The following is a 9,476-nucleotide window of genomic DNA, read 5'->3' as shown; positions in this document are numbered from 1 at the left end:
ATGACATGAGGCGTGACAACGTGCGCCTCATACCCCCGCCTCCTGATTGGGGCGGATCGCAACCTTTGGGCCTTCGATAAAGGCGCAGATGCGTGCGCGCGTCCTCATTCGCAGCTCGCGCCCAGAGCGAAGGTCATGGACCAAGCGTGGGTCGCCCGCAGCGGCCTTGCCGAACGCTGTTGCGGACATGCCTTCACGAGACAGAAACGCCTCGACGTCCGGCAAAACGGGATCGGATTTGTCTTCCATGAGTAGGATTGTAGTAGGATTTAACCTACCGCGCAATAAGAAACATCGTATTGGATATTTCCTATATGATCGCGGATTATAGGGCATGGATTTTCTCGACGCCCCGCGAAAGCTCCTGCTGGAGCTTCTTGCAGACAACCCGGACCATGACATGAAGAGCCTGTCGGCGCTTCTCGGTCGGAATGCCGCTTACATCCAGCAGTACATACAAAAAGGCTCGCCAAAATCTCTGGATGAGGACGCGCGCGACAAAATTGGTAGCGCGCTAGGCATTAGTCCTGATGCGCTGCGCCCAGAAGGCGATGCGAAGCGGCGACCTTACGTCAAGGCCTCATCGCCCCTAGCAAGGAGGGGCGAGTTGGTCCGCGTCCCGCTGTCGGACATCTCGAGCGACGACGAAGCCTCGCACGATCAGGCACCTACCGGAGCACGCATCCAGATCCCAGAATATGACGTGAGCCCTCATGCTGGCGCTGGGGCCTTCGTGTCTGGGGCGGACTATTATGAGGCAGCACCGCCGTCCGACCTATGGACGATGCCGAAGCGTCTTGTATCCGCCTTCGTGGAGCACCCGTCGAACCTCGTAATCATCCGCGTGACCGGGGACAGCATGGAGCCGGACTACATGGCCGGGGAGCGCGTCATGGTGGACATGGGCCACACGATACCGAGCCCGCCCGGCGTCTATGTTCTGCATGATGGAATGGGCCTCGTGCTCAAGAGGGTTGAGGTCGTATTTGGCTCAAAGGACCCGGTGTTGCTCCGTATATCGAGCATCAACCCAGGTTACGGCACGTATGAGCGCGAACTCAGTGAGGTCCACATCAACGGGCGCGTCGTCGGCAAGTGGGTTTGGAAGTAGCAATAACCCCACCCATCCGCCGCTTTTGGTGGGGTTAGCGAGAACCCCAATCCAACAAGATCATTAATCCAAATATAACTAGGATTGTTGCTGATGCGCCTAATACCCAGCCTAAAAGCACTAGACCAGCACGCCAGAATAGGCGCGTCTGTATGCGGCATTCTGGGCTTCCTAATAGGGACTGCGGCGACATGGGTACCCTCCGTGCAAATCGATACTGGACCTGTCGTAGACCCATCTAGCGTATTCGGTACAGAGTTCCGCTTTTGGAACTCGGGCAAATTGCCAGTTTACAATGTAACTATGAGTTGTTCTGTCGACGGTTGGCCAACAATAAAACTAGATGATTTTATGACCAACGTAAACATAAAAAAATTTCCTACAAAACATAGTGCGCATAGCTCTTGCGATGTAGCCGCGCCAAATATGCGCGGCAAATTTCGCTACACAATACGGGTGAATTATAGTTGGCCGTTTAACTTGCGTAGAACATGGGTAGAACAAACATTTACTAGTGACGTTACCCAAGATGGACGAGTAATAGTTTCAGCTGACACATTTTAACCCACAGGCTCCGCCCCGACGGGGTTTTTCATACCCGCCGCGTAGTCTAAACTGCCACTAGGCGGCGCTATCCCACGGGATCGAACAGGCGTCGCCCGCCTACTCCGGCTCGACAGGCACATCCCCAAAACTCCCCAGATAGACCGGCTCGCCGTAGTCGCCAGCCTCGTCGTCAATGGCCACCCTGACGACCTGCGCGCCGTCCACAGATAGCGCCCCTTCCCTCACCTTCTCCAGCCGCCGCAAGCCGTCTCCCTCACTGGGGCAGACGATGGGCGCATTTGCCTGAAGAGTGCTGCGACGACCCTGCGCCCGGCGCGTGTATGTCTGGAAGATGATCTGCTCTTGCGCGGCCATGCGTGGCTCCTGTTCTGTGTTTGTTCCTGTATAATAGAAGATCGGAGTGGCGAACAAGATAATGACGCCTCGCCACGGCGATACGATATTTCCTACTTTCGACGCATTTTCTTATTGACGTGATAGGATTGTTCCTACTACACATACCCCATACCAACACACCCCGCGCCCCGGCAGAGCCGAGCGGGCCGGGAGAAGGAGGATGGGATGCGGATTTTAATATTCGACGGTCCAAGAAAGTCGGACGTCGCTAAAGCAATGGGCTTGTCTGCGCTTCGGGCTCATACCGTCATCGCGGATCGACAGAACGAAGTGATAGCACCATCAGCGCCGAAGTTGGTCCGTACGGATCGGCGGAAAGCCTTCGACTTCCCTGCGAACAAGCCTTTCCGTGAACATCAGGCCCGCACCGGCGGATATCTGATCTCGGCCACCACCCCCTAATCCCGCCGCGTGACCCGCTCTCGACCGGGCGGGCATCGTGGCCGGATTTCGGCGAATATAATATACGGCGGGCAATACTATGAAAATCGAAATCGACCTGAACGAAATCCTACGCGACGAATACGGCGACGCCGAGACTATGGCGGAGAGCATTCATCGTCAGATAGTCGAGACCGTGGCGAAGAGCGCTAAAGAGGGCGTGAAAAAGAAAATAGACGAGGAAGTATCGGCTGCTATCCAGTCAGGTCTTGCTGTAGCCGTCAAGGAGCAGATGCCTGCTCTGATGGACGACCTTCTGAACGCTACTTACACGCCGGTTGATACATACGGGCGCAGGTCAGAGCCAACAACGATGCGGGATCAGTTGATCAAGACCTTGACCGAAAACATGGTCTACAGGACTGGTCGATACGACAGCGACAAGAATGCCTTCGCCAAGGCCGTTGACTCAATAATCGAAGCCCAAATGAAGGAGTTCAAGAAGGAGTTCGACTCCAAGATCGACGCCAATTTCAGAAGAGAGGCGCTGACATACGCTACGAATAGTCTCCTCGCAAAGCTGGGAATTCCTCAAGATCAATAATCGTGGCCGGATTGCGGCAGGTAGTTTTTTGGTGGGTGTGATGAGCGAAACAATGCAAGAGGCAAAAACTATGCCTCACGAAATAACCATTCTCAAACTGAGAAATTGGGATGCCTGCGGTTCAGGCCGTGAATGGTTCCGTGAGAAATTCCCCGAAGGTGGCGTCTACGGCGACGTAATGTCGGCTCTCTATAAAGACAAGCGTTATGAAGATGCTTCGTGGCTTGCGTCGAATATTTATGCGGACGTTGTGACAAAAGAAGTAGTCGAAGGCGAAGTCCGCTCTATCCATTCTGCAGCTAAAGAGGCTGCCACGACGGGAGACTATGCGCACGCCGCCACGACTGGATACGGGGCGCACGCTGCCACGACGGGAGACTATGCGCACGCTGCCACGACGGGAAGCCGGGCGCACGCTGCCACGGCGGGAAGCCGGGCGCACGCCGCCACGGCGGGAAGCCGGGCGCACGCCGCCACGGCGGGAAGCCGGACGCACGCCGCCACGACTGGATACGGGGCGCACGCTGCCACGACGGGAGACTATGCGCACGCTGCCACGACGGGATACCGGGCGCACGCTGCCTGCTTGGGCCTTGGCGGAAAGGTAAAGATCGGGAAGGGATCATATGGAGTCCTGACCTGGCACGACGGGCAGCGTGAACGCGCACTGACAATCTACGAGGGTGAGGGCGGCATCGAAGCGGGCGTCTGGTATCGGGCCGAGGACGGAGTTGCTGTTCGTTGTGACGGAGACGACGCATGACCCTCCTACGCCAACTGAACCTCGTCGGCCCCGGCATTGCCCCGATGCTGAATAGCATGATGGTGGGTGCGTCTGTCGCGGTCTTTGTGTGCATCTTGGTTTTTTCGAGGTTCGTGTGATGAGCCGAAGCGGATATTCAGAAGATTGCGACTACGATAACTGGCAAGAGATACGTTGGCGCGGAGCTGTTGCGGCCGCAACGAAAGGGAAACGCGGTCAGTCGTTCTTCCGAGAACTTATCGCTGCCATGGATCGGATGGAAAAGAAGGAACTGATCGCAGAGGAGCTTGAGGCGGAAGGGGCGTTCTGCACGCTCGGGGTTGTTGGACACGAGCGCGGGTTGGATATGCAATCCGTTGATCCCGATGATCCAGAAGTCGTCGCAAAGCTGTTCGGGATCGCCCCGGCGCTAGTCCGTGAAATCGTGTTTATGAATGACGAGTGGCCGCACCACACCGAAACGCCTGCTCAGCGTTGGTCTCGAATGCGGGGATGGGCTGAGAAGCAGTTAGCGAAGGGGGTCGAGCCATGACCGCCCGCATCGTATCCGCGTCCGCCCTTGCGTATCTTCTGTGGTGCGTTGGCGTTTTTAAGATCATCGGGCTCGCGTTCGACGCGGCTGGGAATGGGGGTTGGTGATGCGCAAGGTAATTCAGATTTCTACGGCAATTTATCAAGCGGATGATAAAAATGGGTGGGAAGCGGCCCTCGTGACCACCGCCCTTTGTGACGACGGCGAGATTTTCGAATTGCATGACGGGGGCGAATACAAGTGGGAGAGACTCCCCCAGATTCCGCAGGACTAATCCGCCGATGTTTCCGGGGTCGCGGCCCCGGTTGCACCGACCGATTTCGGTCACGATTTTCTCTGATGTGGAGAAGGAAGATGGCATATCCCGATAATATGCAGTTTGGGCGTTCGGCGCCGGTAGGAAGCCCGTACTATCGACAGAACTCTTTCCTGCCGAAGTCGGTCCTGACTGACCAGCGTATCGTCGCTGGGATCAACGCGAAGCTGGTTGATGCTTACAAGTTCGCACGCGAGGAAATGAAGAAACTCGACGATCAGCAAGCGCCTCTCACGGCCAAGGTTATCCTCGACGATATGGAAACCAATCTTGAGGACATGCAGAACGATCCGCAGATTATCGAAGATCGTTGGCTGGAGGACGCGTGATGTCTCTCAACAGAACAGCAGACGTGCTCGGCAACATCTACTCTCTGGTGCAGCAGAGGCGCGCAGAAGTGTCCGTCGCTGATCCTCGGCATTCGCCACGCGCTCAGTATTTACAGCAGCGCGGAGAGGAAGAGTTTTTACGCAACCTAGCTGAGCACGTCTGGGGCTGGCAGCAGGACGCGCAGTTGGAAAGGTGGGTGTGATGGAAGTCATATGCGCATATTGCGGCAATGACGCGAAAAAGATCGAGAATTCATCTTCGATCTACGGCGGACGCGACTATGGCCCTGCATGGGTATGTGAGCCCTGTGGTGCGTGGGTTGGATGTCATCCAGACGGAAAGCCTTTGGGGCGTCTAGCCAACAAGGAACTTCGGATGGCGAAGCAGAGGGCGCACGCTGTTTTTGATCCGCTCTGGAAGCGTAAGATGGAGCGCGACGGGCTGCGGAAGGGCCATGCGCGCGCAAAGGCTTACAAGTGGTTGGCTGGATGCCTCGGTATTGAGCGATCCGACTGCCACATAGGGATGTTCGATACGGCGATGTGTCAGCGTGTCGTTGATTGCTGTGCGCCGTATGTCCGTGGGGGCGTGTGATGGCGCTTATCACGCAGCCGGGGATCTATGATCTTCCTGAGTCGGTTTACCACTCCGATCCCGTAATCGCTCCGAGCCTGTCAAACAGCATTGCGCGCACATTTCTCGATAAGAGCCCGAAGCATGCAAAGTTTGAACATGCGCGGCTTAACCCCAATAGAGAGCCTAAGGAAATCACGACGGCTATGGACAAGGGGTCGGCAATCCACAAACTGATCCTAGGTAAAGGCGCGCCAATTCAGGAGATCAAGGCGAAGGACTACAAATCGCCAGCAGCAAGATCAGAGCGTGACGCATGCCGAGAGGCGGGGATTATCCCCTTGCTGTCTAAGGACTTTGACGTAGCACACGCATGCAGCACCGCCGTTCTGACTGAGATGCACGAACGCGAGGACTGCGCAGAGTTCTTTGCGCCAGGGAAGTCGGAACAGGTCATGATCTGGCGTCAACACGACGTGTGGTGCCGGGCAATGGTGGATCGGATGCCTGACGACCCGTATGCGCCTCTGTTCGATCTAAAGGGCACCATGATGAGCGCAAACCCGGTCGACTGGGACCGGAGGATGGTTCGCGCCTATCGGACACAGGACCGCTTCTATGCTGCAGGATCACGCCGCCTGCGCATGCGGACACCGGCTCCTATGCGGTTCGTCGTCTTTGAGATGGTTGAACCGTTCGCAATGTCAGTCCTGATCCCCGGCAAGACGCTGCAGCACGTCGCTGACGAAGATGTTCAGCGCGCTGTGGCGCTGTGGAGTGAATGCACCCGGAGCGGCAAGTGGCCGGGCTATCCGCACACGGCGACGATCGAAGCCCCGAACTGGCTGCTCAGAGAAGTTGAAGAACGAGAGATGCGCGAAGAAGCGCTTGAGGACGCAATATGACATTCACAATCAAACCTGCAGTGCGCGGGAAAATCGGCCTCCTGTTCGGCATCGCTGGAGCCAGCGGATCGGGCAAGACATTCTCTGCCCTAACTCTCGCCGAGGGAATCAAGGGTCCTGACGGCAAGATCGCCGTGATCGACACAGAGGCAGGACGGGCGCTGCACTATGCGCCGAAACCGGGCACAAAGGCCGACCCGGCGAAAGGGACATTCGAATTCCTTCATCTGGATTTCCCGGCCCCTTTCACGCCTGAGCGATACATCGAGGCCATCCGGGCAGCCGAGGGCGCGGGCGCAACCGTGATCGTGGTCGACAGCATGTCACACGAATGGGACGGCGAAGGTGGATGCTCTGATATGGCAGAGCAGGCAGCTATTGCCGCCGCCACGGATGCGAAGGGGAACGTGCAGGCGTGGAAGGTTGAGGCCATGACCGCGCCAAGCTGGAAGAAGCCGAAGAAACTTCATAAGCGCATGATGTCGCGCCTCATTCAGACACGAACTCACCTCATTTTCTGCCTGCGCGCGCAGGAGAAAATCAAATTCGAAAAGGTTCGCAACGAACAGACCGGGCGCGAGAGAAACGAGATCGTGCAGCTTGGTTTTATGCCAATATGCGAGAAGTCCTTCATGTTCGAACTTTCTGGCTCCATGACCATGCACCCTGAAACCCCAGGGGAGCCGCGTTATGATCTGCAGAAGAAGCTCAACCACGAGCTTCAGGCGATATTCCCGCCGAACCAGAGGATCACAATCGACAAAGGCGACAGTCTCCGCGCATGGGCTGAAACGGGAGAAGACCGACCGCCAGTGGATAAGGTCGCCGATGGGGCGCGCGCCCTAGTCGAGCGGATTCAGGACGCGGCAACGCTACAGGATCTGGAGTCCATCACGTCGGATGAGAAGGTCATCAAGCAGAGGCTGTGGCTGGAGAAAAACAGGAAGGATCTGAAGGATTACGTCGATAGCGCCGTGAGTGACGCGCTCGGTCAGTTCGACGGCAGCACTGAAGCAGAGGACGCCGCAGCATGACCATCCCGACGCCCTATGTGCTGCCGCTGCCTCTGAATTCTGAGGCGCTGGACTGGTTTCAACGCTACCGCAACGGCGGGTGCGATCCTGATGTCGTCATTCGGCACATCGCCACCCCAGCCGACGCGACGCTGCCTGTGGTGGGTTCCGTGAGCGAGCCAGCGATAGCCGCTCTACTGAAAGATGACGGCGTGTCCTTCATATCCCTTCACCATAAAGGGGTATTGCAAATCAACCTCACTCGCCTCACCGACGCCCAGGCCGCCATAGCCGCTGCGGGCGCGGAGAAGGCGCGCAAGGATAGCGGTCCTGTTATTTTGGCGATGCTCAAGAAGGAACTCGCAGATTTCGAACGGGACAATCTCGGACCTGTCGACATGGAAACCGGGTGCGCTGAATACGGCAACGAGGCAATGGATGAGTGGGCAAACGACCGATACGAATTGATTGAGAGTGTCGAGGCGTTGATAAAGTCCCTCGCCGCACCCGACACAGGAGACGCGTCATGAGCCGGTCGCGTGAGGAGCAGATGGTCTGCGCTTGTGGAAAAGACTGCGGAAAACTCGAAAGTTGCAATGCTGAAACTCTCACCCCTGAAGCAGTGGATCGCATTAAGGGGTTATCGCAGAAAATCACAGCCCTAAAAGAAGCCGAACAACGCGCCCGCGCCGAGCAGGCCGAGGATACGGCGAGGCTAGATTGGATGTCGATCCTATCCGAGATACGGCGGCGTGAGAGATCGTTTCTTTCGACTTCCACCAAAGGAGGCCCGAAGGCTTCGGAAAGCCGTTCGAATGCAGCAGAAATGTATGATTTGGCCGAATGGATCGCTGAGAAAGTCGCCCCTGATGGGCGTTGGCGTGGAGAGGATAAGGGGCCTTTCTCGCTTTTGGACGCAGCGCGAGGCGTGGCCGGGCGTGGGGAGGTTGGGTGATGGCGCGAATAAGAAAAGCATGGCGCGTCTCTGTCGAAGATTACGACGTAGATAGCTGTTATTTCGCGCCGAATGCCGGGAAGGCCCGTATGGCTTGCTGGCGCCAGATGGACCGTGAGCGCGGGATGATAATCCACATAAAGGCGCGCAGGTGGCGTGAGAAGGATCAAGAGTTACCGGAACGCAACCCGATTGCTGATACTTTGAGCGAAAAGGAAACGTCGAGCATTCTCCATGCTTTCGGATTCAACGAATACGAACCGTGGAGGTCGGGATACCGAGACCATTACTTCACGTCAGCAAATAACGAGACGATGCTTTCGCTCGTCGAAAAGGGCTTAATGCACAGTGGAAAGCCGCCGTGCTGGAAAGATACGAACGTGTATTTCCATCTCACAGACCTTGGAAAAAATGTCGCCCTGTCGTTGGTTCCGGAGTACGCCCAATGACCGAAAAACAATGGGATGGCCGCCCGCAGGAGCCGGAGCGGGATGGGTGGCATTGGCTTGGAGGTTCCGGCGGAAGCATGTCGATTCCGTTTCTGTGGCAAGCCAGCAGTCAATTTTGGGCAAGCGGTAACCGCTTCGCGATATCACCACACGTTCTGGTCGACGAGGAATTTACATACGAAGGACCATGCCCCACCCCCGCCGACCTCGCAGCCCGCGACGCAGCGACGATCGAGCGGTGCGCGGTGGCTTGTGAGGGTGTGGCGGAAGAATGGATTGCTGATGGGTTCAAGGATTACGGGAAGATAGCACGAGGTTGCGCCAAAGCCGTCCGCGCCCTGAAAACGCAGGAGCCATCATGACCCACACCCCATACCAGCGCGGCAGACGGGCAGCCGAACGTGGGTCGCCGCGCGTGATCCCGGAGGATGTGCCCGGCTCCGAAGCGATCCGCTGGATCGACGGATACGACAGCACGGGACATATGCCGATGAGCGCGGAAGAAATCACAGCCATGACGCACGCACTCGACGAGTGCGGCATCACGGTAGCAGACGACGAGGTTGCGCCTTTGGTGGCGT

Annotated in this window: 17 protein-coding genes; 15 read left to right on the top strand and 2 right to left on the bottom strand. The window is 57.1% G+C overall.

What is annotated here, in order from left to right:
• Positions 1–27: 27 nt before the first annotated feature.
• The gene (locus J2D73_RS20050; RefSeq protein WP_207884173.1) at positions 28–249 is read right to left on the bottom strand and encodes a hypothetical protein; all 222 of its coding nucleotides are present in this window, start codon (positions 247–249) and stop codon (positions 28–30) included.
• An 85-nt stretch (positions 250–334) separates the two neighbouring features.
• Here J2D73_RS20050 and J2D73_RS20045 point away from each other — a divergent pair, with 85 nt between their 5' ends.
• Positions 335–1,111 carry a S24 family peptidase gene (locus tag J2D73_RS20045; protein ID WP_207884172.1) on the top strand — a complete coding sequence of 259 codons (777 nt, stop codon included), beginning with the start codon at positions 335–337 and terminating at the stop codon, positions 1,109–1,111.
• 663 nt (positions 1,112–1,774) lie between these two features.
• Here J2D73_RS20045 and J2D73_RS20040 read toward each other — a convergent pair.
• A complete protein-coding gene (locus tag J2D73_RS20040) occupies positions 1,775–2,032 on the bottom strand; it encodes a hypothetical protein (protein ID WP_207884171.1) in 258 nt (85 codons plus the stop codon).
• A 207-nt stretch (positions 2,033–2,239) separates the two neighbouring features.
• Between J2D73_RS20040 and J2D73_RS20035 the strand changes: the two genes are divergently transcribed.
• The 14 genes from J2D73_RS20035 to J2D73_RS19970 form a co-directional block, all read left to right on the top strand.
• Entirely contained in the window at positions 2,240–2,476 is a 237-nt protein-coding gene (locus J2D73_RS20035) for a hypothetical protein (protein ID WP_207884167.1), read from the top strand.
• Positions 2,477–2,555: 79 nt separating this feature from the next.
• Positions 2,556–3,059: a hypothetical protein gene (locus tag J2D73_RS20030; protein ID WP_207884165.1), complete on the top strand. Its 504-nt coding sequence runs from the start codon at positions 2,556–2,558 to the stop codon at positions 3,057–3,059.
• Between the two features lie 70 nt (positions 3,060–3,129).
• Positions 3,130–3,822, top strand: a complete 693-nt coding sequence (locus J2D73_RS20025) for a hypothetical protein (RefSeq protein WP_207884163.1) — start codon at positions 3,130–3,132, stop codon at positions 3,820–3,822.
• 256 nt (positions 3,823–4,078) lie between these two features.
• Positions 4,079–4,354 (top strand): hypothetical protein, encoded by a 276-nt coding sequence (locus J2D73_RS20020; RefSeq protein WP_207884162.1) that lies wholly within the window; start codon positions 4,079–4,081, stop codon positions 4,352–4,354.
• Positions 4,355–4,708: 354 nt separating this feature from the next.
• On the top strand, positions 4,709–4,999 hold the full coding sequence (locus J2D73_RS20015; protein WP_207884161.1) for a hypothetical protein: 291 nt from the start codon (positions 4,709–4,711) through the stop codon (positions 4,997–4,999).
• Entirely contained in the window at positions 4,999–5,202 is a 204-nt protein-coding gene (locus J2D73_RS20010) for a hypothetical protein (RefSeq protein WP_207884160.1), read from the top strand. The genes J2D73_RS20015 and J2D73_RS20010 overlap by 1 nt, the downstream gene beginning before the upstream one ends.
• On the top strand, positions 5,202–5,594 hold the full coding sequence (locus tag J2D73_RS20005; RefSeq protein WP_207884159.1) for a zinc-finger-containing protein: 393 nt from the start codon (positions 5,202–5,204) through the stop codon (positions 5,592–5,594). The genes J2D73_RS20010 and J2D73_RS20005 overlap by 1 nt, the downstream gene beginning before the upstream one ends.
• Positions 5,594–6,478, top strand: a complete 885-nt coding sequence (locus J2D73_RS20000) for a PD-(D/E)XK nuclease-like domain-containing protein (protein ID WP_207884158.1) — start codon at positions 5,594–5,596, stop codon at positions 6,476–6,478. Before J2D73_RS20005 ends, J2D73_RS20000 begins: the two co-directional genes overlap by 1 nt.
• On the top strand, positions 6,475–7,512 hold the full coding sequence (locus J2D73_RS19995) for an AAA family ATPase (protein WP_207884157.1): 1,038 nt from the start codon (positions 6,475–6,477) through the stop codon (positions 7,510–7,512). The genes J2D73_RS20000 and J2D73_RS19995 overlap by 4 nt, the downstream gene beginning before the upstream one ends.
• Positions 7,509–8,021 carry a hypothetical protein gene (locus tag J2D73_RS19990; RefSeq protein ID WP_207884155.1) on the top strand — a complete coding sequence of 171 codons (513 nt, stop codon included), beginning with the start codon at positions 7,509–7,511 and terminating at the stop codon, positions 8,019–8,021. Before J2D73_RS19995 ends, J2D73_RS19990 begins: the two co-directional genes overlap by 4 nt.
• Positions 8,018–8,446: a hypothetical protein gene (locus tag J2D73_RS19985; protein ID WP_207884153.1), complete on the top strand. Its 429-nt coding sequence runs from the start codon at positions 8,018–8,020 to the stop codon at positions 8,444–8,446. The genes J2D73_RS19990 and J2D73_RS19985 overlap by 4 nt, the downstream gene beginning before the upstream one ends.
• On the top strand, positions 8,446–8,895 hold the full coding sequence (locus tag J2D73_RS19980; protein WP_207884151.1) for a hypothetical protein: 450 nt from the start codon (positions 8,446–8,448) through the stop codon (positions 8,893–8,895). Before J2D73_RS19985 ends, J2D73_RS19980 begins: the two co-directional genes overlap by 1 nt.
• On the top strand, positions 8,892–9,257 hold the full coding sequence (locus tag J2D73_RS19975; protein WP_207884149.1) for a hypothetical protein: 366 nt from the start codon (positions 8,892–8,894) through the stop codon (positions 9,255–9,257). Before J2D73_RS19980 ends, J2D73_RS19975 begins: the two co-directional genes overlap by 4 nt.
• Positions 9,254–9,476: hypothetical protein (locus tag J2D73_RS19970; protein WP_207884147.1), on the top strand; the 223-nt coding region annotated here is incomplete at its 3' end. The genes J2D73_RS19975 and J2D73_RS19970, both read left to right, overlap by 4 nt.

The sequence above is a fragment of the Acetobacter sacchari genome (assembly GCF_017377715.1).
Lineage (GTDB): Bacteria > Pseudomonadota > Alphaproteobacteria > Acetobacterales > Acetobacteraceae > Acetobacter > Acetobacter sacchari.
Note: the sequence above shows the minus strand (reverse complement) of the source record. Positions and strands in the feature narration are given on the sequence as shown.

What these genes read in the sequence shown, in the direction of transcription:
- J2D73_RS20050 (WP_207884173.1), bottom strand. Translation starts at nt 249, where the DNA reads ATGGAAGACAAATCCGATCCCGTTTTGCCGGACGTCGAGGCGTTTCTG.
- J2D73_RS20005 (WP_207884159.1), top strand. Translation starts at nt 5,202, where the DNA reads ATGGAAGTCATATGCGCATATTGCGGCAATGACGCGAAAAAGATCGAG.
- J2D73_RS20015 (WP_207884161.1), top strand. Translation starts at nt 4,709, where the DNA reads ATGGCATATCCCGATAATATGCAGTTTGGGCGTTCGGCGCCGGTAGGA.
- J2D73_RS20010 (WP_207884160.1), top strand. Translation starts at nt 4,999, where the DNA reads ATGTCTCTCAACAGAACAGCAGACGTGCTCGGCAACATCTACTCTCTG.
- J2D73_RS20000 (WP_207884158.1), top strand. Translation starts at nt 5,594, where the DNA reads ATGGCGCTTATCACGCAGCCGGGGATCTATGATCTTCCTGAGTCGGTT.
- J2D73_RS19975 (WP_207884149.1), top strand. Translation starts at nt 8,892, where the DNA reads ATGACCGAAAAACAATGGGATGGCCGCCCGCAGGAGCCGGAGCGGGAT.
- J2D73_RS20045 (WP_207884172.1), top strand. Translation starts at nt 335, where the DNA reads ATGGATTTTCTCGACGCCCCGCGAAAGCTCCTGCTGGAGCTTCTTGCA.
- J2D73_RS20040 (WP_207884171.1), bottom strand. Translation starts at nt 2,032, where the DNA reads ATGGCCGCGCAAGAGCAGATCATCTTCCAGACATACACGCGCCGGGCG.
- J2D73_RS19995 (WP_207884157.1), top strand. Translation starts at nt 6,475, where the DNA reads ATGACATTCACAATCAAACCTGCAGTGCGCGGGAAAATCGGCCTCCTG.
- J2D73_RS20035 (WP_207884167.1), top strand. Translation starts at nt 2,240, where the DNA reads ATGCGGATTTTAATATTCGACGGTCCAAGAAAGTCGGACGTCGCTAAA.
- J2D73_RS20030 (WP_207884165.1), top strand. Translation starts at nt 2,556, where the DNA reads ATGAAAATCGAAATCGACCTGAACGAAATCCTACGCGACGAATACGGC.
- J2D73_RS20025 (WP_207884163.1), top strand. Translation starts at nt 3,130, where the DNA reads ATGCCTCACGAAATAACCATTCTCAAACTGAGAAATTGGGATGCCTGC.
- J2D73_RS19980 (WP_207884151.1), top strand. Translation starts at nt 8,446, where the DNA reads ATGGCGCGAATAAGAAAAGCATGGCGCGTCTCTGTCGAAGATTACGAC.
- J2D73_RS19985 (WP_207884153.1), top strand. Translation starts at nt 8,018, where the DNA reads ATGAGCCGGTCGCGTGAGGAGCAGATGGTCTGCGCTTGTGGAAAAGAC.
- J2D73_RS19990 (WP_207884155.1), top strand. Translation starts at nt 7,509, where the DNA reads ATGACCATCCCGACGCCCTATGTGCTGCCGCTGCCTCTGAATTCTGAG.
- J2D73_RS20020 (WP_207884162.1), top strand. Translation starts at nt 4,079, where the DNA reads ATGGAAAAGAAGGAACTGATCGCAGAGGAGCTTGAGGCGGAAGGGGCG.